The 24641-nt window shown below is 72.2% G+C and carries 24 protein-coding genes, 1 pseudogene and 1 riboswitch; of the genes and pseudogenes, 9 read left to right on the top strand and 16 right to left on the bottom strand.

Features of this window, described 5'->3' with window-relative positions:
- Positions 1-12: 12 nt before the first annotated feature.
- A riboswitch (ZMP/ZTP riboswitch) is annotated at positions 13-98 on the bottom strand.
- A 38-nt stretch (positions 99-136) separates the two neighbouring features.
- A complete protein-coding gene (gene clpS / locus QL987_RS02790) occupies positions 137-424 on the top strand; it encodes an ATP-dependent Clp protease adapter ClpS (protein WP_111052343.1) in 288 nt (95 codons plus the stop codon).
- Positions 421-897 carry a DUF2017 family protein gene (locus tag QL987_RS02785; protein WP_290156165.1) on the top strand — a complete coding sequence of 159 codons (477 nt, stop codon included), beginning with the start codon at positions 421-423 and terminating at the stop codon, positions 895-897. Before clpS ends, QL987_RS02785 begins: the two co-directional genes overlap by 4 nt.
- A 96-nt stretch (positions 898-993) precedes the next feature.
- Here the strand turns inward: QL987_RS02785 and QL987_RS02780 are convergent, their stop codons facing one another.
- Positions 994-1869 carry an NmrA family NAD(P)-binding protein gene (locus QL987_RS02780; protein ID WP_290156163.1) on the bottom strand — a complete coding sequence of 292 codons (876 nt, stop codon included), beginning with the start codon at positions 1867-1869 and terminating at the stop codon, positions 994-996.
- A 103-nt stretch (positions 1870-1972) separates the two neighbouring features.
- Here QL987_RS02780 and QL987_RS02775 point away from each other — a divergent pair, with 103 nt between their 5' ends.
- From QL987_RS02775 to nagA, 4 genes are read left to right on the top strand one after another with little or no spacing between them, the layout of a single operon-like run.
- The gene (locus QL987_RS02775; protein WP_290156161.1) at positions 1973-2437 is read left to right on the top strand and encodes a MarR family transcriptional regulator; all 465 of its coding nucleotides are present in this window, start codon (positions 1973-1975) and stop codon (positions 2435-2437) included.
- A 4-nt stretch (positions 2438-2441) separates the two neighbouring features.
- Positions 2442-3311: a formyltetrahydrofolate deformylase gene (purU, locus tag QL987_RS02770; RefSeq protein ID WP_111073844.1), complete on the top strand. Its 870-nt coding sequence runs from the start codon at positions 2442-2444 to the stop codon at positions 3309-3311.
- A gap of 8 nt (positions 3312-3319) precedes the next feature.
- Positions 3320-3727, top strand: coding sequence for a YrdB family protein (locus QL987_RS02765; protein ID WP_221850039.1), 408 nt, complete (start codon positions 3320-3322; stop codon positions 3725-3727).
- A complete protein-coding gene (gene nagA / locus QL987_RS02760; protein WP_290156158.1) occupies positions 3724-4878 on the top strand; it encodes an N-acetylglucosamine-6-phosphate deacetylase in 1155 nt (384 codons plus the stop codon). Before QL987_RS02765 ends, nagA begins: the two co-directional genes overlap by 4 nt.
- On the opposite strand, the gene QL987_RS02755 is transcribed toward nagA, so the two are convergent.
- The 4 genes from QL987_RS02755 to QL987_RS02740 form a co-directional block, all read right to left on the bottom strand.
- Positions 4872-5675 (bottom strand): Sua5/YciO/YrdC/YwlC family protein, encoded by an 804-nt coding sequence (locus QL987_RS02755; RefSeq protein WP_290156157.1) that lies wholly within the window; start codon positions 5673-5675, stop codon positions 4872-4874. The two genes, nagA and QL987_RS02755, sit on opposite strands and share 7 nt — an antisense overlap.
- A gap of 171 nt (positions 5676-5846) precedes the next feature.
- The gene (locus tag QL987_RS02750; protein WP_290156156.1) at positions 5847-6077 is read right to left on the bottom strand and encodes a hypothetical protein; all 231 of its coding nucleotides are present in this window, start codon (positions 6075-6077) and stop codon (positions 5847-5849) included.
- A gap of 47 nt (positions 6078-6124) precedes the next feature.
- Positions 6125-6526 (bottom strand): SRPBCC family protein, encoded by a 402-nt coding sequence (locus tag QL987_RS02745; RefSeq protein ID WP_290156154.1) that lies wholly within the window; start codon positions 6524-6526, stop codon positions 6125-6127.
- 34 nt (positions 6527-6560) lie between these two features.
- Positions 6561-9026: a GH92 family glycosyl hydrolase gene (locus QL987_RS02740; RefSeq protein ID WP_290156153.1), complete on the bottom strand. Its 2466-nt coding sequence runs from the start codon at positions 9024-9026 to the stop codon at positions 6561-6563.
- 159 nt (positions 9027-9185) lie between these two features.
- Between QL987_RS02740 and QL987_RS02735 the strand changes: the two genes are divergently transcribed.
- Entirely contained in the window at positions 9186-10355 is a 1170-nt protein-coding gene (locus tag QL987_RS02735) for an aminotransferase class I/II-fold pyridoxal phosphate-dependent enzyme (protein ID WP_290156152.1), read from the top strand.
- Between the two features lie 3 nt (positions 10356-10358).
- Here the strand turns inward: QL987_RS02735 and nagB are convergent, their stop codons facing one another.
- Entirely contained in the window at positions 10359-11144 is a 786-nt protein-coding gene (gene nagB / locus QL987_RS02730) for a glucosamine-6-phosphate deaminase (RefSeq protein WP_111073850.1), read from the bottom strand.
- 74 nt (positions 11145-11218) lie between these two features.
- Between nagB and QL987_RS02725 the strand changes: the two genes are divergently transcribed.
- Positions 11219-11698 carry an NUDIX domain-containing protein gene (locus QL987_RS02725; protein WP_290156151.1) on the top strand — a complete coding sequence of 160 codons (480 nt, stop codon included), beginning with the start codon at positions 11219-11221 and terminating at the stop codon, positions 11696-11698.
- Positions 11699-11741: 43 nt separating this feature from the next.
- Here QL987_RS02725 and QL987_RS02720 read toward each other — a convergent pair whose 3' ends face one another.
- The 4 genes from QL987_RS02720 to QL987_RS02705 are packed head-to-tail and all read right to left on the bottom strand — an operon-like array spanning position 11742 to position 15920.
- The gene (locus tag QL987_RS02720) at positions 11742-12821 is read right to left on the bottom strand and encodes an ABC transporter ATP-binding protein (RefSeq protein ID WP_290156150.1); all 1080 of its coding nucleotides are present in this window, start codon (positions 12819-12821) and stop codon (positions 11742-11744) included.
- A complete protein-coding gene (locus QL987_RS02715) occupies positions 12818-13765 on the bottom strand; it encodes an ABC transporter permease subunit (protein WP_290156149.1) in 948 nt (315 codons plus the stop codon). Before QL987_RS02715 ends, QL987_RS02720 begins: the two co-directional genes overlap by 4 nt.
- Entirely contained in the window at positions 13762-14772 is a 1011-nt protein-coding gene (locus QL987_RS02710; protein ID WP_290156148.1) for an ABC transporter permease subunit, read from the bottom strand. Before QL987_RS02710 ends, QL987_RS02715 begins: the two co-directional genes overlap by 4 nt.
- A 5-nt stretch (positions 14773-14777) precedes the next feature.
- Positions 14778-15920 carry an ABC transporter substrate-binding protein gene (locus QL987_RS02705; RefSeq protein WP_290156147.1) on the bottom strand — a complete coding sequence of 381 codons (1143 nt, stop codon included), beginning with the start codon at positions 15918-15920 and terminating at the stop codon, positions 14778-14780.
- Positions 15921-16176: 256 nt separating this feature from the next.
- On the opposite strand from QL987_RS02705, the pseudogene QL987_RS02700 reads away from it, so the two are divergent.
- A pseudogene (locus QL987_RS02700) lies at positions 16177-16260 on the top strand (YdeI/OmpD-associated family protein); the annotation flags it as partial.
- A gap of 15 nt (positions 16261-16275) precedes the next feature.
- Here QL987_RS02700 and QL987_RS02695 read toward each other — a convergent pair.
- The 6 genes from QL987_RS02695 to QL987_RS02670 form a co-directional block, all read right to left on the bottom strand.
- A complete protein-coding gene (locus QL987_RS02695; protein ID WP_290156146.1) occupies positions 16276-17145 on the bottom strand; it encodes an NAD(P)H-hydrate dehydratase in 870 nt (289 codons plus the stop codon).
- Positions 17132-17878 carry a histidine phosphatase family protein gene (locus QL987_RS02690; protein ID WP_290156145.1) on the bottom strand — a complete coding sequence of 249 codons (747 nt, stop codon included), beginning with the start codon at positions 17876-17878 and terminating at the stop codon, positions 17132-17134. Before QL987_RS02690 ends, QL987_RS02695 begins: the two co-directional genes overlap by 14 nt.
- A 159-nt stretch (positions 17879-18037) precedes the next feature.
- A complete protein-coding gene (locus QL987_RS02685; RefSeq protein ID WP_290156144.1) occupies positions 18038-19306 on the bottom strand; it encodes an ice-binding family protein in 1269 nt (422 codons plus the stop codon).
- Between the two features lie 292 nt (positions 19307-19598).
- Positions 19599-22652 carry a glycoside hydrolase family 38 C-terminal domain-containing protein gene (locus QL987_RS02680; RefSeq protein WP_290156143.1) on the bottom strand — a complete coding sequence of 1018 codons (3054 nt, stop codon included), beginning with the start codon at positions 22650-22652 and terminating at the stop codon, positions 19599-19601.
- 71 nt (positions 22653-22723) lie between these two features.
- The gene (locus QL987_RS02675) at positions 22724-23554 is read right to left on the bottom strand and encodes a carbohydrate ABC transporter permease (RefSeq protein WP_166780812.1); all 831 of its coding nucleotides are present in this window, start codon (positions 23552-23554) and stop codon (positions 22724-22726) included.
- A gap of 68 nt (positions 23555-23622) precedes the next feature.
- Positions 23623-24573 carry a sugar ABC transporter permease gene (locus QL987_RS02670; RefSeq protein ID WP_290156142.1) on the bottom strand — a complete coding sequence of 317 codons (951 nt, stop codon included), beginning with the start codon at positions 24571-24573 and terminating at the stop codon, positions 23623-23625.
- Between the last annotated feature and the right edge of the window lie 68 nt (positions 24574-24641).

Below are 24641 nucleotides of genomic sequence, written 5' to 3'. Positions count from 1 at the left end.
GGGTGGACGATTGGTTGCGGCCCAGGCGTACGGCCGCGCACCGTGTCAGGTGTCGCTTCCCGATGGTGACCCATCCAACGCCAGTCGCGACCCCTCGATCGTACCGAGGCCACCGGTTCGTGTCACCCTTGACTCCATGACCATGCTGAGTCCGGACGTCGACGAGCGGACCTCGGTGCGCGCGGACGTCCCGTGGACGACCGTGGTGTGGGACGACCCGGTCAACCTGATGTCGTACGTCACCTACGTCTTCGAGTCCTACTTCGGCTTCCCGCGCGCGAAGGCCGAGCGGCTGATGCACCAGGTCGACTCCGACGGTCGGGCGGTCGTCGCGACCGGCCACCGCGAGGAGATGGAACGCCACGTGGAGGCCATGCATGGCTACGGCCTGCAGGCGACCGTCGACCGGGCCCCCGCCGCGTGATCCCCTTCGTCCGCCGCGCCGACGGCGTGCACCTCGGACTGGCCGCCGGCGAGCGCGCCGTCCTCACCTCGCTGGTCGAGCAGCTGCGCCAGGTCCTGGACCACGACCTGGCGACGGACCCGGTGGCGGTCCGGATGTTCCCGGACGCCTACCCCGAGGACGACGAGGCCAGCGCCGAGTTCCGCCGCTACACGCAGGAGGACCTGCGCACCGCCAAGTCCGCGAACGCGGCCGTCGTCCACGAGTGGCTGACGGGTTCCCGCGAGGGCGCACTGAGCCGGTCGGACGAGCAGGCGTGGCTCCGGTCGCTGACGGACCTGCGGCTGACGATCGCGGACCGGCTGGGCATCGTCGACCGTGCGACGGCGGACAACGGGCTGGACGGGGACGACGGCAGCGTCGGGCTGCGGGACGTCTACGACTGGCTCGGGTACGTGCAGGAGCACCTGGTCGTCACGATCTCCGCACGCTGACGGGGCCGCCCAGCGGTGCGTCCACCGGACGGGAGGCACGCAGCACGGCCGCCACGGGCCTCCCGTCCGTCCCGCCCCGGTCCCGCAACCGGCGGGTCACCGCCCCAGTAGCTCCCGCCGGTGTGCCCGCGCCCACCCGGAGAGCGGCGTGGCCGCGGTGCCGGTGATCCGCTCGACCTCGTGCGTGAGCACATCGACCCCGTCGAGGCCCCGCCGCGCGACCACGCCGAACTGCTGCCGGAGCCCCTCGGCCTGCCAGGCGGGCATGCCGGTCACGCGCAGCATGCCGCCGAAGACCCGGCTCGGCAGGTGCAGGTAGCGGACGGGCCGACCGAGTCCGGCGCTGAGCTCTCGGGCGACACCGCGGCCGTCGAGCAGTTCCGGCCCGGTCAGGACGGGCTCGTCGCCGTGGTGGACCCCGCCCTGCAGGACCGTGCTGGCGACGCGGGCTATGTCGAGCGTGTCGATCCAGCCGATGACGCCGTCGCCCATCGTCTGTGGGAAGACCCCGCGGCGGATCGCCGGTCCGGAGGGGACCAGGTTCGTCATGAAGCCGGACGGGTGCAGGATCGTGCGTTCCAGGCCGCTCGCCCGGACTGCCCGGTCGATCCGCCAGATGGCACTGGCCCAGGGCATCGGCGAGTGTTCCGCCGCGTCCCCGCCGGAGAGCTGGACGATCGCACGGACCCCGGCGGCACGGGCTGCGTGGACCGCGGTGATGCCGTGCTCCGCCTGGCGTTCGGTGGCGGCGGTGACGATGAACAGCTGGTCGACGCCCTCGAGTGCGGTGGTCAGGGCCTCGCCGTCGTCCAGGTCGGCGAGGCGGGCGTCGATGCCGCGGTCGCGGAAGGCCCGGACCTGGTCGGGGCGGCGGACGACGGCACGGACGTCGGCGCCGTCGGCGTGCAGCATCTCGATGGTCTTGCCGCCGACGTCGCCGGTCCCGCCGGTGACTGCGATGGTGTCGCGCATGGTTCCTCCTGGTGGTGCGGGTCAGACCCTGGTGGTGCGGGCCGGACCCGCAGCGTTTGGTATCAGGTTTCTGATACCGAACGCTACGCCGTACGATCGACGTGTGCCCCGGGAGTTCTCAGCGACGCGAGACGACGTCGACGCCATCGCCGCGTGGACCGTGATCCGGGCCGCCCGCGAACTCGCCCGACGGCTGGCGGCCGAACTGGACCCGCTCGACCTGACCCCGGTCGAGTTCGGCGTCCTCGTGCAGCTCGCCGCGGCCGACGGGCTCAGCCAGGCGGACCTCGCACGAGCGGTGGGCGTCCGACCGCAGAGCATGACGCCGCTCGTCACCGGACTCGGCGAGCGCGGGCTGCTCGACCGGGGCACGGAGCGGGGACGCGGCCGGCTCTCCCGGATCCGACTGACCCCGGCGGGCCGCGACCTGCTGAGCCGGGCGTACCCGGTCGTGCACGCCAGCAACCGGTGGTTCGGCGACGACCCCGACGGCAGCGCCGCCCTCGTCGCGACCCTGCGCCCGCTGCTCGGCGACGCCGGCGACCCGGTCGACGCCCCGGTACCCTGAACCGGTGACCGACCCCACGCCCGAGAACCCCACGCACTGGACCCTCACGCTGGTCTGCGACGACCAGCCGGGCATCGTGCACGCCGTGTCCGGAGCGGTGGTCGCGGCCGAGGGCAACATCACCGAGTCGCAGCAGTTCTCGAGCGCCGACACGAACACGTTCTTCATGCGCCTGCAGGTGATGGCGCCGGTCGACCGGCAGACCTTCCAGGAGTCCCTGGCCCCGGTCGTCGAGCGCTACGGCATGCGCGTCCAGCTCGACGTCGTCGGTCGTCCGATGCGGACCCTCGTGCTCGTGTCGAAGGCCGGGCACTGCCTGAACGACCTGCTCTACCGGCAGCGCGGCGGCCAGCTGCCGATCGACGTGCCCCTGGTGCTGGCGAACCACCCGGACCTGGCCGAGCTGGCGTCGTTCTACTCGGTGCCGTTCGAGCACCGGCCCGTCACCGACGCCGAGTCGAAGGCCGCCATGGAGCGCCGGATCCTCGAGGCGGTGGACGAGCACGACATCGAGCTCGTCGTCCTCGCCCGGTACATGCAGATCCTCTCCCCCGAACTGTGCGCTGCCCTGGCCGGTCGTGCGGTGAACATCCACCACTCGTTCCTGCCGGGCTTCAAGGGCGCGAACCCGTACCGGCAGGCGCACGCCCGTGGCGTCAAGCTCATCGGTGCCACCGCGCACTTCGTCACGAGTGACCTCGACGAGGGGCCGATCATCGAACAGAACGTCGTCCGCGTGGACCACACGAAGGAACCCGCCGAGCTCGTGTCGATCGGGCAGGACGAGGAGTCCCGCACCCTGACCCAGGCCGTGCGCTGGATCGCCGAGGACCGTGTGCTCCTCGACGGTGCGCGCACGATCATCTTCAAGTAGGGCCGGTCATGCGCGACGCACCCCGCAGCCCGATCGACCCCGGTGACGACCACGTCCCGGTGGCCCCGGCCGTCCCGCAGCGACGGATCGACGTCTGGAGCGTCGTCCGGTTCGTCGTCTGCGCCTTCGGCCTGCTGTCCCTGGCGTACTGGGGGTACCTGACCTGGCCGTACCCGTTCCCGGCGCTGTTCTTCATCGTCGGCGCACCGCTGTTCGCCGCGGTGGTCTGGTACTTCTTCCGCTCGCCGCGCTCGCCGATCGAGACCGACGTGGTCGGCAAGACCATCGTCGAGGTCGCCCTCGTCATCGCGGCCGGCGCCACCTGGATCTCGCTCGGCCACCCGGCCGTCGGACTCGTCTTCGTCGTCGTGGCCGCCGTGAGCGGGATCGTCACGGCCCGGCGGGAGACCGCATGAGCGACGCCGGTCTGGAGGCCCGCACCACCCTGGTCCGCGCCGCCCGCCTGGTCGACGGGGCCGGCCCCGTGACGGACGGGTGGGTGCTCGTCGGCGGGGACACGATCCTCCAGGCCGGGACGGGCGTCGCACCGGACGCGGACGAGGTCGTCGACCTCGGCGACGCGACCCTGGTGCCCGGATTCGTCGACCTGCACGGGCACGGCGGGGCGACCCAGGCGTACGAGGACGACGACTTCAGCGCGGCCCTGGCCGCCCACCGGATGCACGGGACCACCCGCTCGGTCGTCAGCCTCGTGGCGAACCCGGTGCCGGACCTGGTGCGCTCGCTCGGCCGGATCCGCGACGTGATGGCGAGCGATCCGCTGCTGCTCGGGGCCCACCTCGAGGGGCCGTTCCTGTCGCCGGACAACAAGGGCGCCCACAACGAGGACTTCCTCGTCGCCCCGACACCCGCCGCCGTCGAGGCGCTGCTCGCCGCAGGTGCGGGCGTGATCCGCCAGGTGACGATCGCGCCCGAACTGCCCGGCGCACTCGACGCGGTCCGCCGGTTCGTCCAGGCCGGGGTGACCGTCGCGGTCGGGCACACCGTCGGCACGTACGAGCAGGCGCGCGCGGCGTTCGACGCCGGCGCGACCGTCCTGACGCACGCGTTCAACGCGATGCCGGGGCTGCACCACCGCCGACCCGGGCCGATCGGAGCCGCCGTCGAGGACGAGCGGGTGACCCTCGAACTCATCCTCGACGGCGTGCACGTGCACCCGGCCGCCGCACGCACGCTGTTCCGCGCCGCCCCCGGGCGGATCGTCCTCATCACCGACGCGATGGGGGCCGCCGGCGCTGCCGACGGCCCCTACCGACTCGGGTCGCTCGACGTCACCGTCACGGACGGCGTCGCGCACGTCACCGGGACGGACACGATCGCCGGCTCCACGCTGACGCAGGACGTCGCGCTGCGGAACGCCGTGCGGCTCACCGGGCAGTCGCTGCCCGACGCCGTGGCGGCCCTGACCAGCGTGCCGGCCCGGGCGATCGGACTCGGCGACCGGTTCGGACGGCTCGCGCCCGGGTTCGCGGCGGACCTGGTCGCGCTGTCACCGGCGCTCGAGGTGCTCCGGGTGTGGGGCGCCGGGCAGCCGCTCGATCAGTAGTACTCGCCCTGCCGGTAGTCCCAGCTCGTGAACGTGTCGGCGAGCAGACCCATGATCCGGTCGACGGCCAGGCCCTTCCGGATCAGCGTCGGCGCCGGGGTCACCGAGCGCTGGCCGTCCTGCTGCGGCACGAGCACACCGGCCGCGTCCACCATCGAGACCATCACGCCCTGTTCGTAGCGGGTCTCGGCGGTCGCCTCCGGCTGGATCGAGGCCACGTAGTCGTCGGCCTCGATGACGACGTCGGCGGACTCGGCGATCCGCTCGCCGATGCCGGCGACGACACCGCGGTTGCCCGTTCCCGACGGGTTGGCGGAACTGGCGAACGCGAAGCGGCCGTGCTGCGTCCAGAGCTCGCGGGCGGCGAGTTCACCGGGGACGCCGAACTTGATCACGAAGCAGGACGTGCCGCGGGTGTCCGTCATGAGCTCGTCGGAACCGTCCTCGGGCAGCGCTGCACGTCCGGCGTCGCTCCACGGCAGGATGCACCCGAGCAGGACGTCCTCGTCCCAGCACCGCTGGTACAGGGCGTCGATCTCGGGGGTGAGCTGGGCGATGGACCGGAGCATCTCGAGCGAGCTGACGAGCACGACACCGGGCTTGTTCCGGTTGCGCTGCTTCGCGTCGAACTTGCGCTCGAGGCCGGCGCGGTCGGTGGTCATCAGGATGTAGCCGACCTTGGTCGGCACGACGGCCAGGCCGCCCGGGCGGAGCAGGGCGTCGACGGCGGTGCGCGGCACGCCCTCGGTCCAGTGCTCGGTGGTCGTGGTGGGGATCGCGGGTGTCTCAGCGCTCATCGGGTTCCTCGTCCGCTCGCAGTTGGCTCCGCCAGACGATCGTCTGACAGCGGGAGCCTAGAGAGCGTTCGGGGGCCGCGGAGCACTCCTGTGGGAAGTCTCCGGAGCCTCGGACCCGGCGGTCGGCGAGGGCGCTCAGCGGACGCGGACGACTGGCCGGTCGGCCGCGGGCTAGCGCCCCTGGCTGCGCGCTGCCCGGCGCTGCGCGAGGAGGCCCTGGACCGCCCAGACGACGAGTCCGACCAGGACGACGACCATCCCGCCGACGATCCAGGCGCCGGCACCGATGTCCGCGTCCCCCGCCGGGCTGTTCGCGTTGCTGACGCCGCCGACGACGAGCATCACGGCCCCGCACACGACGAGGACGATCCCGATCAGGGCGGTGGGGCGGCGACGCTGCATGGCACGAACAGTAGCGCTCGGCGCAGGACCAGCGCGCGGACCGCACTTCAGCTGCCGGGCTTGCGGCGGACGCACTGTGCGAGTCGCTCGAGGTCGGCGGCGACCGCCTCGACGTCCCGCGCGAACGCGGCGTCGTCGAGTTCGATCTGTCGGACGGTGAAGACCACCTCTGCGCCGTCCGGATGCCCGATCACACGGACGGCGTTCCGCACCACGGTCCCGGACGGCAGCGTCACGTCGTGGTCGAGGACACCGAAGTGGTTCCGCTCGACGAACCGGACCACGACCCGCCCCATCGGGGAGTCGACCAGCAGCTCGTCCCCGTCCCGGACGACGGCGCCCTGGGCGAGGCCGGCCGCCCACTCCGGCAGGTTGTCCACGTTCGACGCGTACTCGTAGACGACCTCCGGCGCCGCCGGGATGACCTGACTGACGTGCTGGCTCCGCATGGCGGCATGTTCGCACACGGGGCCGGGTGCCCTGCTAGCGGTCCTGCGGTCGGTCCCGCGGGGCGGTCGCCCACTCGGTGTCCGGCGTCACCCCGACCCGGAGTGACAGCGTGCCACCCCGGTTCACGAAGGACGCCGGCACCCACGACTTCGTCAGCGTCCGACCGTCGAGCCGCGCACCCTGCACGTACTGGTCGGTGCCGGACGACCGGATGACGATCCGCTGCCCACTCGCCCGCCGGATGTCGACCGTGCTGAACGTCGGGCTGCCGATGAGCATCTCGGCCCGTCCCGGCGTCTGCGGGTAGAGCCCGATCGAGGCGAACACGTACCAGGCGCTCATCGTGCCCAGGTCGTCGTTGCCGGGCAGTCCGCTCGGCCCGGTGCCGTAGGCGTCGTCGACGACCCGGCGGACGGTCTCCTGCGTCTTCCACGGCTGGCCGAGCGCGTTGTACATCCACGGCGTGTGGATGTCGGGCTCGTTGGTCGGGTCGAACTTCGTCGCGTCGCCGCCGGTCACCGCGAAGGCACCGGACGCGTCGTGGAAGAAGGCATCGAGGCGTGCCACCGCGGCCGCGTCACCGCCGAGGGCAGCGGACAGGCCGCTGACGTCCTGCGGCACGAGCCAGGTGTACTGCGCACTGGTCCCCTGCGCGAAGCCGACGCCGGTGGACGGCGCCCACCCGGGCGTCCACGACCCGTCGGCCTGGCGTGCCGCCTGGTACCCGACGGCCGGGTTGAACGTGTTCTTCCAGTACGTGCCACGGGCGGCGAACATCCGGGCGTCGGACCGCAGGCCCAGCGACGAGGCCCACGAGCCGAGGGCGCTGTCGGAGATCGAGTCTTCGAGCGTCTCGGCGGCGCCGCCCCAGCAGTGGCAGTCGTCGTTCGCCGCGTACTGGCGCTGCAGGTACTGGTCGAGCCCGGGCCGCTGCGCGAGGCACTGCCCCGGGCACCCGATGTCACTCAGCGCATCGGCGTTCTGCACGGTCGCCTGCTTCCGCAGCGACTGGTAGGCGGCACGGACGTCGAAGTTCCGGACCCCCATGGCGTACCAGGTGGCGAGGGTCGCAGCCGAGGGGTCGCCCGTCATCACGTGGGTCGGTGCCCCGAGGTGCAGCCACCGGTCCCAGACCCCGCCGTTCTGCTGCGCGAACCGCAGCATCGACTGCGCCATGTCCCCGGCGACGTCCGGCCGCAGCAGGGCGAGCAGCTGGATCTGCGCCCGGTACTGGTCCCAGCCGGAGTACGTGCCGTAGACCGCTGCGTGCCCCCGGTCGATGCGGTGCACCCGCATGTCCGGCCCGAGGTACCGGCCGTCGCGGTCGTTCAGCGTGTTCGGCTGCATGAGCGCGTGGTACACCGACGTGTACAGCTGCGTGGTCCGGTCCGCGGTGCCGCCACCGACCCGGATGCGCGACAGTTCGCGGTTCCAGGAGGCTCGGGTCGCCGCCGCCACGCTGCTGACGCTCGCGTGCTTCCGCACCTCGGCGTCCCGGTTCGCGACTGCGCCCGCGGCGCTGACGTACGAGATGCCGATCCGGGCGTGCACGGTGGCCCCGCGACGCGCGTCGAAGCCGACCCACGCGCCGGAGCCGCGTCCGGCACGGTCGGAGCCGGTGAGGTACCCCTCCCCACCGGAGGCGTGCGTGCCTCCCGGCTGGACGGTCCCGTCCTTCCAGGTGCCGGTGCTCGTGAAGTCGCGGTCGAAGGTGGCCGTGAAGTACAGGCGGTAGTAGCTGCGGCGGTCGGGGTTGGTGGCGCCGCCGCCGTTCGCGCGGCGGCTGCAGAACCCGCCGGTCAGGACGCTGCCGCTCACCGTGCGGGTGCGGGCGTCGACGCGGGTGTCGGCGGCCTCGCTGCCGTTGATCGAGTTCGAGGTGCGGAACAGCAGGTTCGCGGCCTGCCCGGCCGGGAACGCGAACTCGCCGATGCCGGCGCGGGTCGTGACGGCGAGGTCGGTGCGGACGCCGTTGTCGAGCTGGACGGAGTAGCGGCCGGGGCTGGCGGACTCCTGGTCGTGCGAGTAGCCGGCGGCGTAGACCGCGTCGGTGGTGTCCGCGGAGGGCGAGGTGGTCACGGCCGTCGTGATCGGCATGATCGGCACGTCACCCGCGGCGCCCGGGGCGCAGCCGGCACCGTTGAGGTGGGTCAGGCTGAACCCGCGCAGGCGGTTGACGTCGTACGAGTAGCCGTTCGCGACCGAGGTCGAGGTCTGGTCACCCTTCGTGCCGGTCGGGCTCCACTGCATCATCCCGAAGGGCGCGGTCGCGCCGGGCCAGGTGTTGCCGTCGTGGCTGGTCCCGATGAACGGGTCGACGGAGGCGGCAGGGTCGGTGACCGGCCGGGAGGCCGTGGTCACCCCCACAGCACCGGTCGCGGTGGCGGCGCTGGCCGGTGCCGCGACCACCCCGGTGCCGAGCAGCGCGGCGATCGTGGCCGCTGCGGCGAGCGGGACCGGACGGAAGGGCGGGCGACGGTGCACGCGGGAGCGGTTCACGAGGGCGACGGTAGCCCCCTCGGACGGGGGACGCACGCGGTGTCACGGAGCGGTCGGGTGCTGTTCACGTCGTGGTCGCCCGGGCGCCGGGCCTGTGCGGCGACCCGGGTGTGTCGCTGCCCCTGGTCGGCGGCCGCCCGTGCTGCGAGGATGACCCGCATGAGCGTCATGGTCTCGCTGTTCGATGCCCGCCGGACCCGCACGAGCGAGAAGTACACCGTGTACGACGCGGACGTGCTGCCGATGTTCGTCGCGGAGATGGACTGCGCCCTCGCCGAACCCGTGCGGGACGCACTGGTGCGCGCGGTCACCGACGGGGACACCGGCTACGTCGGACACGGCCGTGCGCTGCCCGAGGCCTTCGCCGACTTCGCCGCCGACCGGTGGGACTGGGCGGTCGACCCGGACCTGGTGCGGACCACGACGGACGTCTCGGTCGCGGCGGTCGAGACGCTCCGCCGGGTGATCGAGCCCGGCGACCAGGTCGTCGTCATGCCGCCGGTCTACCCGCCGTTCTGGGACTACGTGACCGAGGCCGGCGGCTCCGTGACCGAGGTGCCGCTCCTGGCCCCCGCAGGCATCGCCGACCCGTACGACACGACGGCCGGGTGGCGGATGGACCTGGACGGCGTCCGGCAGGCGTTCGCCGAGGGTGCCCGGACGGTGCTGCTCTGCAACCCGCACAACCCCCTCGGCCTGGTGCACGACCAGCAGTCGCTGGTGGCGCTGGCCCGGCTGGCGGCGGAGTGGGACGCGGTCGTGGTGTCGGACGAGATCCACGCGCCGCTCGTGCACGCCGACGCGACCTTCACTCCGTTCCTCGACTGCTGCCCGGAGGCCGCGACCCTCGGGGTGGCCCTGACGAGTGCCAGCAAGGCGTGGAACACGGCCGGGACGAAGTGCGCCCTGATGATCGGTGCCTCGGACCGGGCTCGGGCGTGGTTCGACGGGATGCCGGTCGAGGTCGTCGAGCGCACCGGGATCCTCGGCTACACCGCGAGCGTCGCCGCGTTCTCGGAAGGTGGGCCCTGGTTGGCGTCCCTGCTCGCCGAGCTGGCCACGAACCGGCGGATCCTGGCCGAGGAGCTCGGCACGGCGCTGCCGGGGGCGGGGTACCGGCAGCCGCAGGCGTCGTACCTGGCGTGGCTCGACCTCCGGACCCTGCCGTGGGGCGAGGACCCGGCGCTCCGGCTGGTCGACGAGGCGAAGGTGGCGCTGTCGAACGGCCGGGACTTCGGGCGCCAGGGCATCGGGCACGCCCGGCTCAACTTCGGCTGCTCCGAGGAGACCCTCCGCGAGGGCCTGTCCCGCCTGGCCGCCGCCCGCTGACCCCTACTCGAAGCGCTGCCAGGTCGGCTTGTTGGCGTACGTGTAGCGGTAGTAGTCAGCGAGACGGAGGCCCGCGGCCGCCTCCTCGTCGACGACGACCGTGGCGTGCTCGTGCAGCTGCAGCGCCGATCCGGGCACGAAGGACGACAGCGGCCCCTCGACCGCGGCGGCGATCGCGTCCGCCTTCGCCGAGCCCTGCGCGACGAGGACGAGCTCGCGGGCCTCGAGGATCGTGCCGAGCCCCTGCGTCATGCAGTGCGTCGGCACCTGGTCGGGCGAGTCGAAGAAGCGGGCGTTCGCCTCTCGCGTGGACGGCGCGAGGGTCTTGATGCGGGTGCGGGACGCGAACGAGGACGTCGGCTCGTTGAACCCGATGTGCCCGTTCGCGCCGATGCCGAGGATCTGCACGTCGACCCCGCCGGCGGCACGGATCGCGGCGTCGTACTCCTTCGCGGCGAACGCCAGGTCCCCGGCGCGCCCGTCCGGCACGCGGACCCGGCTGGGGTCGAAGCCGAGCGGTCCGACGACATCGCGGGCGATGACGCTGGCGTACGACTCCGGGTGCTCGAGCGGGATGCCGACGTACTCGTCGAGCGCGAACCCGCGGGCCTGTGCGAACGACAGCTCGCCGGCCTCGACGCGTCGACGCAGGTCGGCGTAGATGCCCTCGGGGCTCGACCCCGTGGCGAGTCCGACGACCGCGGACGGCTTCTCCGTGACGACCGACGCGATCTTGGCCGCGGCGACGCGACCGACCTCCGCCGGAGTGGGCAGGATGATGATCTCCACGAGCGCAGTCTACTGGTCATGACCAGTCGGCGACAGGGGGCCGACCCGTCGGCCGAGCCCGGTAGCGTGGCGGCATGCCCACCCCCGACTTCGTCCTGTCCCTGCGCGAGAAGGTCGGCACCGAGCTGCTCTGGCTGACCGGCGTCACCGCGGTCGTCACCCGCGGCGAGGGCGACGACCGCGAGCTCCTCGTGGTCCGCCGTGCCGACAACGGGGCGCTGACCCCGGTCACCGGCATCGTCGACCCGGGCGAGGAACCCGCCGTCGCCGCCGAGCGCGAGGTCCTCGAGGAGGCCGACGTCGTCGCCGTCGCCGAACGCCTGGCCTGGGTGCAGACGCTGGAGCCGATGACCTACCCGAACGGCGACCGGGCCCAGTACATGGACCTCGTCTTCGCCTGTCGCTGGGTCTCCGGGGACCCGTACCCGGCCGACGGCGAGAACACCGAGGCGTTCTGGGCACCGATCACGAGCCTCCCGGACATGCCGGAGAACATGCGCCGACGGGTCGACGCGGTCCTGGCGGACGAGGTCGCGGCGCGCTTCGAGCGCTGACCGGACGGGAGGCCCCACCCGCGTCCGCCCCGCCCCCTGCGGTTCAGGAGACGGGTGCGACGGCCACCGGGGCGCCGAGCAACCGGACCGCGACGGGGTCGCCGGACACACGTCGGTCGCCGACCTCGTGCTGGACCGTGACGATGGTGTCGTCGTCGAGCCGGACGGTGGTGCGCCGGATCGACCCGAGGAAGCTCGACGAGACGACCCGTCCGGTGACGCCCTCGGCAGCGAACGCGATGTCCTCCGGTCGGACGTACGCCAGCACCGGGCCGTCCGCCACCGTGAGGTCGAGCGCGGGCACCCGGAAGCCGTAGACGAACACGTCGCCGCCGCGCAGGTCCCCGCCGAGCCGGTTCGACTGGCCGACGAAGTCCGCCGTGAACGCCGACGACGGCGAGCGGTAGAGCTCCTCGGGCGTCCCGATCTGCTCGATGTCGCCGGCGTTCATCACCGCGATCCGGTCGGAGACGGCGAGCGCCTCCTCTTGGTCGTGTGTGACGAACACCGTCGTGATGCCGAGGTCGCTCTGGATGCGGCGGATCTCCTCGCGGAGGGACACCCGCACCTTGGCGTCGAGGGCGGAGAGCGGCTCGTCGAGGAGCAGCACGCGGGGGCGGGTGACGAGTGCGCGGGCGAGGGCCACACGCTGCTGCTGGCCGCCGGAGAGCTGGTGCGGGAAGCGGTCGGCGAAGTCGGCGAGGTGCACCATGTCGAGCGCGTCGACGACCCGGGACTTCCGCTCGGACGACGGCACCTTGCGCATCTCGAGTCCGAACGCCACGTTCTGCCGCACCGTCATGTGCGGGAACAGCGAGTACTGCTGGAAGACCATCCCCATGTCGCGCTTGTTCGCGGGCGTGTTCGCCACGTCCTCGCCGTCGATGCGGATGGCGCCGGCGTCGATCGCCTCGAGCCCGGCGAGCGCCCGGAGTGCGGTCGTCTTGCCGCAGCCGGAGGGTCCGAGGAGCGACAGGAACTCGCCCGGCTCGACGCGGAGGGACAGGCCCGCGAGTGCCCGGTGGGTGCCGTAGCGCTTCTCGACGGCGTCGAGCTCGACGACGGCGCCGGTGCCGGACAGGGACGCGGGGGCGGCGGGTGCGGTGGGAGCGGTGGTGGTCATGCGGGGTCCTTGGGGTGGGGACGACGGACGCGCGTGCGGCGCTGCCCGATCCGGCCGATGGCGACGAGCAGCAGGAAGCCGAACACCAGCGCGCCGAGCGAGAAGATCGCGGCGACGTACGGGTCGGTGCCCTGCACGAGCAGCAGTGCCGTCTGGAAGGTGGTGCGGGAGAGGAACGACGCCAGGGTGTACTCGCCCAGGACGACCGTGATCGTGAGGAAGCACGCGGCGAGGATGCCCCGCCGCAGGTTCGGCAGGAGCACCCGCCAGGTCACCGTCCACCACGAGGCGCCGAGCGACCGGGCCGCCTCGGTCAGCGTGATGAGGTCCATCGCGGTGATCGCGGCGGAGATCGGACGGAAGGCGAACGGCAGCGCGATGATGCCGATGGCGAAGGACAGCGGCCACGCGCCGGAGCCGAACACCTGGGCGACGACCTGGTAGACCGGCACGAACCCGACGACGAGCACGACGACCGGCACCGTGATCGGCACCAGGCAGACGAACTCCAGGATGCGTCGGAGCCGTGGGTGGTGCAGGGCGGTGATGACCTGGGCGGGCAGCAGCACGAGCAGGACGATCGCGACGGCGATGACCGCGATCAGGAGCGAGGCGCCGAGGCCGTCGAAGACCGGCTGGTAGGTGCCGGCGTTCGCCGGGTCGGCGAGGGCCGTGTAGTGCGCCGTGGTCAGGCTGCCGTCGGTGCCCTGACGGAACGTGAACTGCAGCAACGCGACCAGCGGGACCGCGAAGACCAGTCCGACGACGATCAGGACGACCGCTGCGGTACCCAGTGACGGAGCCGTGCCGAACCGCGGGACGCGGGCCGGGCCTCCCGTCCGGGCGGGACGGGACGTGCGTGCGGAACGGGCCGGACCTGCCGGACGGGCCGGACCTGCCGGACGGGCCGGACCTGCCGGACGGGCCGGCGCTCCCGCGCTCACCGCTGCCACCGGGCTGCTCGACGCTGCAGCAGCGAGTACGCCGTCATCACGACCGCCATCACGACGACCATGCCGAGGGCCAGGACGCCGGCGACGTTCTGCAGGCCGATGATCGTCTCGCTGGTGAGCTGCGCGCGGATCGTCAGGGGGACGATGCCGCCCTGCGAGATGAGCGCCGCGGCGGTCGCGAACGACGAGAACCCGTTCGCGAACAACAGCAGCAGCGAGCCACAGAACGCCGGGGCCAGCACGGGCAGGGCCACGCGGCGCCAGTAGGTGAGGCGTGAGGCGCCGAGCGTTGCGGCGGCCTCGCCCCACTGGGTCTTGACGCCCTCCAGGGCGGGCATGAACGTCAGGACCATCAGCGGCACCTGGAAGTAGACGTACGGGATCACCAGGCCGGGCACCGTGTACAGGAAGGCGCCGTCGGCGTTGAGGTCCCAGTGGAACGTGGACACGAGCCATGCCGTGACGAGGCCCTGCGTGCCGATCGTGGCGATGAACGCGAACGCGAGCATCACACCGCCGAACTGGGCCAGCACGCTGGCGGCGGAGTCGATCATCGAGCGGACGATGCCGTCCGGCCGGAGCGCGGCGAGCGCCCAGCACACGAGCGCACCGACCACCGCGCCGATCACGGCGGAGGCCGCGGACAGCCCGAACGAGCCGCCGAAGGCCCGCAGCACGCTGGGGTCGCCCAGCGCGGCGAGGTTCGCGAGCGTCGGGTGGCCCGACGCGTCGAAGAACCCGGAGCCGACCGCGATGACCGCCGGGACGGCGAGGAAGAGCAGCACGTACGCCGCGAACGGGGTGAGGCCGAGCCACGCGACGCCGCCGCGGCGCCGGACACGGGGTCCGGCGCCGCGGCGGGCGGTGGCATCGGCGGGCGTTCCCGCGCGGGCCGCGGTCGCCTGCTCGCTCGTGACGAGCGTGGCGGCCGGGACCGTGGTGGCCGGCACCCCGGCGGCGGAGACCCCGGCGGTGCCGGGGGCCGATGCGGTGGTCATGCTGCTCAGGAGCCCATCGTCGACGACCACTTGGCGGCCAGGACCTTCGCGGCCGCGGTCACCTGGGCGTCGGTCAGCTCGACGGAGTCCTTCGGTGCGCCACCGGCGGCCTGCAGGGCGTCCTCGTCGACCTTGCCCGACTTCTGGAGCGCGGCGAGGGTCGACGGGAACGCGCCGGCCTGCAGGTACAGGTTCTGGGCGTCCGGGCTGGCGATGTACTCCTGCCACAGGCGGGCGGCCGCGGGGTGCGGCGCGTCCTTGTTGATCGCCTGCGAGTAGTACGAGCTGAGCGCCTGCCCCTCGGGGACGACGGTCTTCCAGTTCTTGTTGCCACTCGCGCCGGCTGCCGGGCCCCAGGCCAGGTTGTTGTAGGACCACTGGACGACGACGGGGGTCTCACCCGAGGCGACGGTGGCCTGCGACGGCAGCACGTTCTGGAAGTTGCCGGCCTGCTTGAGCTTGCCGAAGAAGTCGACGCCCTTGGTGATGTCGTCCGCCGAGCCGCCGTTCTCGAGCGCCGCGAGGTAGACGGCGCTGGCGGCCTGGTTCGCCTGGGTGGGGTCACCGGCGATCGAGACCTTGCCCTTGTACTCGGAGCCGAGCAGGTCGCTCAGGTCCTTCGGCGCGTCCGTGATCTTCGACGAGTCGTACCCGATCGACATCAGGCCCGTGTAGTCACGGGTCCAGGCGCCGTCCTCGTCCTTGAGGTTCGTGGGGATGTCGCTCCAGTTCGCGACCTTGTAGTCCGTCAGCAGGCCGAGGTTCTGCTGCAGCACCGCGTTGCCGAGGTCGAGCACGTCCGGCGCCGTCGACTGGCCCTTCTGCGACTTCACGGCGGCGACCTCGTCGGCGCTCGACCCGTTCGGGTTCGCGGAGTTGATCTTGATGCCGTACTTCTTCGTGAAGCCGTCGATGATCTTGCCGTAGTTCGCCCAGGTCGGCGGCAGCGCGATGACGTTGAGCTGCCCCTCCGCCTTGGCTGCCTTCACCAGGGCGTCCATGCCGCCGGCGCCCTGGGCGCTGGTGGCGGTCTTCCAGTTCGCGTCGCTGCTGCTCGTCGAGGCGGAGCTCGTGGCCGAGCAGCCGGCGAGGGTGACGACGGCCGCTGCGGCGAGGGCCAGTCCGGTGAGGGTGCGCTTGTACTGCACGGGGGTGCCTTCCGAGTTCGGGTCCGACCCGTCGGGCCGGTCCGGCTGAGAGCGCCGGTCGGGACGATCGTGGACGCGGCCGGTTTCCGGTCCGTGCTGGAACGGTGAACGGTGGCAGAACAGCGCGTGCGCCTGTACGGTTCCGCCAGGTCACACACAGCCGGGTCATCGGGGCCCGTCGCATGGTCGAGCAGCCGGGAGGCCCGCATGGAGTTCACGACGACCGTCCTGCAGGCGCGGGTCGCCGCAGCGGGCGCTCGTCGACCCGGTGGCGCAGGCGACGACACCCGAGACCCGTGCGCGGCGGGTCGAGAAGGCGGTCGAGTCGCTCCGCGGGTGAGTGGTCTCGCGCAGGTCAGGCGCCGAACTCGACCAGGACGCGCGGGATCTCGCCGAGCAGCTCGCTCGCCAGGTACCCCATCGGCCCGACCTGCACCGCCAGCCGGTCCCCCGCGGCGGCATGCACCTGAGTCGCCCACACGGTCGCCTGCGCGACGTCGGCCCCGCGGGCGAGCAGCCCGGTGATCGCGCCGGAGAGGACGTCCCCGCTACCGCTGGTGCCGAGGCCGCCGGCACCGGTGCCCTTCGCCCACGAGCGGCCGTCCGGCGCGGCGACGACCCCGCCGAGGGACACGACGGCGCCGTAGCGCTCGGCGATCTCGGCCGCGTCGGTGTGGTCGTCGGAACTGTCGCGCCCGAGCAGGCGTTCGGCCTCGCCGGAGTTCGGCGTCATCACGAGTCGGCCGCGCAACGGGGCGAGTTCGTCGACCAGGTCGGCGGCGACGCCGAGCGCGAAGGCGTCGAGCACGACGACCGTCTCGTCGCCCACCGCCGCGGCGAGTCCGGCGACGAGGTCGCGGCTGCCGTCGGGTTCGTCGAGCCCGGGCCCGACGAGCACCGCGTCCGCCGATCCGAGGTCGTCCGCCAGGCCCTGGATCGCGCCGACGGCCACGTGTCCGCCGTCGTCCTCGGGGAGCGGCTGCACCCCGGACTCGGGCAGGGCGACCGCGACGTGCAGGGCGACGCTCTCGGCGACGGCGAGGGTCAGACGACCACCGCCGACACGGAGGGCTGCGGTCGCCGAGAGCATCGCGGCCCCCGGGGTCTTCGCGACGCCGCCGACGACGAGCACCTGACCGCGGCCGTACTTGCTGCCGCCGACCTCGGGCAACGCCCACTCGCGGAGCAGGTTCGGGGTGACGGGGACCGGCTCAGACACGGGCATCGTCCTTCCGGCCTTCGTGTTCGGTGACGGCGGCGTCCGGGTCCTCGTCGAGGTGTCCGGTGCCGGAGAACTCCTCGAGCGTCCACGGACCGCCGAGGGCGTCACGTCGGAGTCGGGTCAGGGACGCGTTGGCGACGGTGTGGTCCTCGGCGAAGGCCATCAGCTCGGGCTCGTCGAGGTCCAGGCACACGGCCATGGCCAGCATCACGACCGCGTCGTGGGCGGCGATCACCAGACGGTCGGCGTCCTGGATGCGGTCGACGTCGGCGAACAGGGTGCGCAGCCGGAGCATCACGTCGACCCAGGACTCGCCGCCGGCGGGCCGGTGGTAGTACTTGCCGAGCCACTGCCGACGCTGTTCCTCGTCGGGGTGCAGGTTGGCCGACCCGGTGCGGGTGAGCCGGTCGAGGACGCCGAGTTCCCGGTCGCGCAGGCGCTCGTCGACCCGACGCGGGGGTTCGGTCAGCCCGCCGGCCTCGAGCGCGATGCCGATCGTCTGCTGCGCGCGGCGGTAGGGCGAGACCCACAGCACGACGGGGACGTCGTCGACTCCGCGCTCGGCGAGTTCGGCGCCCAGTGCCCGCGACTGCTCCTCGCCGAGGGGGCTCAGCGGGACGTCGGCGTCGCGGTGGTCGACCTCGATGACGTCGGCGCCGGCGGCGTGCGCACGGGCTGCTGCGACGTTCGCGGTGGACTCGCCGTGACGGACGAGCCAGATCTCGGTGACGGCCATGGCCGCGACGCTAGCCGGGAGGCGCTGGACCGGTTCACGGGCGGGCGTCGGCCCGCCGCCACCCGCGACCACCGCCATCACAGGCCCGGGCACACAGCACGGCACCGCCCGTCCGGAGACGAGCGGTGCCGTGTGGTGTGCGAGTGGTGCGGCTCGGGATCAGACCCGCGCTACGCGACGACGTCGGGCGACGACGGTCAGGCCGATGCCCGCGGCCAGCAGCACGCCGGCGATGCTCAGCGGGACGGTCGGGTCACTCCCGGTGAAGGCCAGCGTCCCGGTCGGGGTCCGCCCGTTGCCGGTGCCGGCGCCGCCGGTCGGGCTGCCGGTCGGGGTCGTCCCGGCCGGCGTGGTGGCCGTCGGTGTCGGTGTGGTGGGCGTCGGTGCCGGAGTGGTCGGCGTCGGGGTGGGGGTCGGCGTGGGCGTCACGACCCGGACGGTGACCACCTGGGTGTCGACCGGAGCGGTGCCGTTCGAGGCGGTGATCGTCACGGTCGAGGAGCCCGGGGCGGTCGGGGTGCCGGAGATGACGCCCGTGGTGCTGTCGATCGTCAGACCGGCCGGCAGACCGGTGGCGGTGAAGGTCGGGGTCGGCGTGCCGGTGGCGGTCACGGTGTAGCTGTAGGGCTGACCGGTGGTGCCGGCCGTCGGCGTCCCGGAGGTGATCTGCGGGGCGACGTTCGGCACGGGGGTGGTGGGCGGCGGGCAGGTCTGCGCCGGGGTGATCGTGTTCGTGTCGAGCGTCACGGCGCCGTTCAGCGCGATCAGCCGTCCCTGGACGGTCGCTCCGGTGACAGCCGTCACGGAGGTGTTGGCGAGGACCGTGCCCTGGAACTGCGAACCGCTCTGGATGGTCGCGGAGCTGCCGACCTTCCAGAAGACGTTGCACGAGCTCGCGCCACCGGTGATCACGATCCTGCTGTTCGTCCCGACCTTCAACGTCGACGACGCCTGGAACACCCATGTCGACTGGGCGTTGCCGCTCAGCGTCAGGGTGCTGTTGTTCGAGAGGTTCAGCGCGCCACCGGAGTAGACCCCCGGCACGAGCGGTGCGCGGTTGTCGAGGTTCGTCACGTCGCCGCCGGTCGGCGTCAAGGACGCGGCCTTGTTGTACGCCGTGAGGCCGGCCTGCAGAGCGGGGGCGGCCTCCTTCTCGGTCCGCACGGTGCCGGTGACGACCGCTTGGTCGAGCCCCGTGATGGACGCACTCGGAGGGCCGCCGACGTCACCGTTGAGGACTGACGTCCCGGTGTTCGAGATGGCGCTGGCGCCCAGCACGGCGTAGGTCGCCGCGGTCCCGAGCTTCACGGGCCCGTCGATCTCGGTGGCGGCGGAGGCGCCGGACGACGCCATGAGGACGAGCGACGCTGCGAGGCCGAGCGCGGCACCGCCCGTCATGACTCTGCGGACGAGCGGGGAGGTGGCCATTGCGGTACCTGACTGGTTGAGGGAGAAACACAGTGCGACCGTCGACGACGCGCGCATGATCTCCGTGTTCGCAGTATGCGCGTGATCGGCCCTGATCGGGGAAGAAGCCGGAAAGCGCGGTGCCGTTCGGACACATTCCCAGGCTGCAGGACTCCGGCGCACAGAAGGAGTGGCATGATGTCCCCCTTCTCGGGGACACGATCAGACCCCGGCCCCGACGGGCCGGAGCGCACGAGCGGCGTCGGACGGGTGCACCCAGAGCCCCGTCCGACGCCGCGGTCTCGCGTCCGCCCTAGGCCCGCCGGATGCGCAGGGTGACGAGCTCGAAGGGCCGCAGGGTCAGGACCACGGGTGCGTCGTCCGCCCAGGGACCGGCACCGTCCAGCGGGCGCTCGAGCAGGTCGACCCGGGTCACCCCGGCGACGGCGAACCCGAAGTCGACACCGACGTCGGTGGCCCGACCGCCGAGCGCCTCGTAGAGCCGCACGACGACGTCGCCGGAGCGGTCCTCGGCGAGCTTCACGGCCTCGACGAACACCTGCGGCGACGACACCGTCACGAGCGGCTCCACGACACGGTCCCCCGGCACGGCACGGACCGGCAGGTTGAGCCGGTACCCGGAGTCCGCCGCGTCGAGCACCGAGGCGCCGACCCGCAGGACGGTCCGGAACACGTGGTGGCCCTGGTCGGCCTCGGGGTCGGGGAACTTCGGCCCGCGCACCAGGGACTCGCGCACCTGCGTCGTGGTCCCGCCGTCGGCACGGGTCCGCCGGGTGACGTCGTGGCCGTAGGTGGAGTCGTTCGCGACGGCGACACCGAACCCGGGTTCGGCGACGTGCACCCAGCGGTGGGCGCTCGTCTCGAAGCGGGCGAAGTCCCACGAGGTGTTCTGGTGCGTCGGCCGGTCGATGTGCCCGAACTGGATCTCGCTCGAGGCCTGGTCGGCCTTGAGGTCGAGCGGGAACGACAGCTTCAGGAGCTTCTGCTGCTCGTGCCAGTCGGCCTCGGTCTCGACGACCAGTTCCGGCTGCCCCTGGGTCGCGGTGTACCGGGTGGTGACGGTGGAGCGGCCGAACGGGCGGACCACGACGAGCGTGTCCCCCTCGACGGTGACGCTCGTCGCCTGCAGCACCGACCCGTGCCGCTGGTAGGCGCGGTCGATGTCCCACGCCTCCCACTGGTTCGGGGTGTCCCGGAACACGGTGTACTCGGCGGCGGCCTCCCCCGGCGCGACGGCGTCGCGGCCGGTCGCGTGGTCGACGAGCGAGACGACGTGCCCGCCAGCGTCGACGGTCGCCGTGACGACGCCGGTGTCGAAGACGAAGCGGTCGCCGTCCCGGACGGGAGGCACGGCTCGCGCCGCGTCGACCGGCTCGGCACCCAGGGCGCGGACGCCGTCGGCGGGGACCGGGGACGCGTTGAACCGGACGTGCGTGGCGGCGGAGGGCGTGCCTCCCGGCCGGTCGGCGGTGTCGGAGTCCGGACCACCGGTGGCGAGCGCGGTCGTGGCGGTGCCGATCAGCTCCTCGAGGACCCCGGCGACCCGGGCGTACTCGGCCTCGGCGTTCTCGTAGACCCAGGCGATCGACGAGCCGGGCAGGATGTCGTGGAACTGCTGCAGCAGCACGGTGTGCCAGGCGGACTCGAGTGCGTCGTACGGGTACTCCTGGTCGAGCCGGACGGCTGCGGTGGCGGCCCAGAGCTCGGCCTCGCGGAGCAGGTGCTCGGAGCGGCGGTTGCCCTGCTTCGTGCGGATCTGCGACGTGTAGGTGCCGCGGTGGAACTCGAGGTACATCTCGCCGGACCACACGCCGGGGGTGGGCAGGGCACGTTCGAGCTCCTCGAACACCGCGGCCGGGGTGCCGAGCTCGACCCGGGGGGAGCCGTCCAGGTCGTGCTGCCGGCGGGCGGCCGCGACCATCTCGCGGGTGGGACCACCACCGCCGTCGCCGAAGCCGTAGAGCAGCATCGAGGTGTTCGCGACGCCGCGCTCCTTGTTGTTCCGCTCGCCACGGTGCAGGTCGGCGGGCGAGACGTCCGAGTTGTAGGTGTCCGCCGGGGGCAGGTGGGTGAGGACCCGCGAGCCGTCGATGCCCTCCCACAGGAACGAGGTGTGCGGGATGACGTTCGTCTCGTTCCACGACGGCTTCTGCGTGACGAACCACTTCGAGCCCGCGGCCCGGACGATCTGCGGCAGGGCGCCGGTGTAGCCGAACGAGTCAGGCAGCCAGGCCTCGGGGGTGTCGACGCCGAACTCCTCCAGGAAGAACCGCTTGCCGGCGACGAACTGGCGGGCCAGGGCCTCACCACCGGGCAGGTTCGTGTCGGACTCGACCCACATGCCGCCGACGGGGATCCACCGGCCCTCGGCGACGCGCTGCTTGATGCGGCCGAACACCTCGGGGTACTCGTCGCGGATCCAGGCGTACTGCTGCGCGGACGAGCAGGCGAAGGTGAAGTCGGGGTCGCGGTCCATCAGGTCGAGCACGTTCGAGAAGGTGCGGGCGCACTTGCGCTTCGTCTCGCGCACCGGCCACAGCCAGGCGGAGTCGATGTGCGCGTGCCCGACCGCGATCGCCCGGTGCGCCGACCCGCTGGCGGGCACGGCCAGCGCATCGGCCAGGACGGCCCGGGCGTCGGCGGCGGTACCGGCCACGTCGTCGGGGTCGAGCGCGTCGGCGGCCCGTTCGAGCACGCGGAGGACGTCGGCGCCGCGGGTGCCGTCGGTCGGCAGTTCCGCCATCAGGCCGCGGAGCACCCAGAGGTCCTGCTGCAGCTCCCAGACGGTGTCGTCACGCTCGACGACCTCCAGGGCGCGGAGCCGGTAGATCGGGGCGTCGCCGGCGGTGTGCTTCGAGCCGAGCGGGGTGGCGCCCTGGAACGAGTCGCCGCCGATGTCGGGGTTCGCGCCGGCCTCGATGTAGAGCGTGAACGACTCCCCCGGACCGACCTGCAGCGGGACGCTGTCGTTGAGCGGCTCGATGGCCTTGATCGTGGAACCGTCCGGACGCCAGGCGAGCCCCTCGGCCTGGAAGCCGGCCTGCCGCTTGGTGAAGCCGAGGTCGACGTGCAGCTCGGCGGTGGTGCCCGGGGCGGTGCCGAAGTCGGCGGGGACGGTGCCGGTGACCTTGAACCACGTGGTGCCCCACGGCCGCCCACCCCACGGGGAGCCGACGGTGAACGGTTCGTACTGCTGGGTGACGGCGTCGGCGAAGGGCACGGGTTCGTCGGGGACCTGCCAGGCCTCGACCGTGACCGGCGAGGCCCGACGGTGGACGTTCGGGTCGACGCGGTCGCGGACGAGTCGTGCGATCCGGGCCTCGACGAGGGGTTCGTCCTGGTGCATGGAGCGGTTCCTTTCAGTGCGCGTGCGCGGCGCTGCGCCCGCGCGCGTGGCGTGGATGGGGGTGCGGACCGTCAGCCCTTGATGCCGCCGGCGAGGGCGTTGCCGCCGCCGAGGCCGCGGGACACCAGCACGTAGAGCGCGATGACGGGCACCGAGTAGACGATCGAGAACGCGGCGAGCTGCCCGTAGGCCACCGCCCCGTTCTGTCCGAAGAAGTTGAAGATGCTCACCGCGGCGGGCACCTTGTCGGGCGAGAGCAGCAGGACGAAGGGGACGAAGAAGTTCCCCCACGCCTGGATGAACACGAAGATGAACACCACGGCGATGCCCGGTCGCATCAGCGGGATGACGATCCGCCACAGCGTCGTGAACATCGACGCCCCGTCGGTCCAGGCCGCTTCCTCGAGGGAGATCGGGACCGCGTCCATGAAGTTCTTCGCCATCCAGATCGCCATCGGCAGGCTGGTCGCGGCGAGGAAGAAGATGCAGCCGTAGATGTTGTCGATGAGGTTCAGCGAGACGAACAGTGCGTAGACCGGCACCATCATCGCGGTGATCGGCAGGCCGGTGCCGAACAGGATGCTGTACAGGAACGGCTTGTTGACGCGCATCTTGTACCGGGACAGCGGGTACGCGGCCAGGATCGCGACGACGACCGTGACGACCGCCGTCCCGCCGGAGAGCAGCAGGCTGTTCGCGAGCGGGATGAACGACAGCTCCGGGGTGAGCACCTTGGTGAAGTTGTCGAGCGTGAACTGCGACGGCAGCTTCACCGACAGCGACGCCTGGGCGTCGAACGAGGCGAAGACGAGCCAGAGCAGCGGCACCGCGAAGCAGACCGCGATGACGAGCAGCACGGTGTTCGCCACCCACCGCATGGTCCGGCCACGCGGCGAGGTCATGTGCAGCGACCCCGGCGCGGTCACCGAGCGGGTCGTGGTCTGGTCGAGGGACGGGGCTGTGATGGCCATCAGTCCACCTCCGGCTTGAGCGCCCGGATGTAGATGATCGAGAAGACCGCCCCCACCACGAGCAGGATGGTCGCGATCGCCGTCCCGAAGCCGAGCTGCGAGAACTTGAACGCCTCCTGGTACGCCAGGATCGGCAGGGTCGACGAGTTGGTGCCCGGCCCGCCACCGGTCATCACGAAGATGAGGGTGAAGACGGACAGCGTCTGCAGGGTCGTCAGCATGAGGTTGGTGGAGATGCTCCGGCGGATCACCGGCAGCGTGATGAAGACGAGTCGCTGCCATCCGGTGGCGCCGTCGACCTCGGCCGACTCGGTGATCTCCTCGGGGACCTCCTGCACGGCGGCGGAGTACACGAGCATCGAGAACGCGGTGCCGCGCCAGATGTTCGCCAGGATGATCGCGATCATCGGGAACGTGTAGAGCCAGTTCGCACCGGTGATGCCGAACACCGACAGGAACGAGTTCAGCGTCCCCTCGTCGTTGAAGAACGCGTACGCCGCGAACGACGCCACGATCTCGGGCAGGACCCAGGCCGCGACGACGAAGGTGCCGACGATCGAGCGGACGACCTTGTTCGCCGCTCGCATCAGCAGCGCCAGGCCGAGTCCGAGCACGTTCTGCCCGACGACCGCCGAGGCGAGCAGGAACACCACGGTCAGGATGACGGACTTCGGGAAGTCCTTGTCCTGGAAGAGCTCGATGTAGTTCTTCATGCCGACGAACTGCTGGTCGGCAGCGCCGGCGCCGGTCAGGGCCGAGTTCGTGAACGACCCGTAGAACGACGAGATGACGGGGCCGAGCAGGAAGATCACGAGCAGGACGAGTGCCGGCAGGAGCGGGACCGCTCGGCCGACGTTCCGGAGCGGCTTGCGCTTCCGCGGGACGGGAGGGTCGGTGCGTCTCGGCGCACCGGGCGCCGGGACCACCGGCGCGAGGGGAGTGCTGGTCATGCTGGGTGCCTTCCAGAACAGCTCACGGTGATGAGTGGGGACGGAACGGGAGGCGCGGTGCGGGCTGG

This window comes from Curtobacterium sp. APC 4022, assembly GCF_030407555.1.
Lineage (GTDB): Bacteria > Actinomycetota > Actinomycetes > Actinomycetales > Microbacteriaceae > Curtobacterium.
The sequence above is the reverse complement of the archived record's forward strand: the minus strand, read 5'-3'. Positions and strand labels throughout refer to the sequence as shown.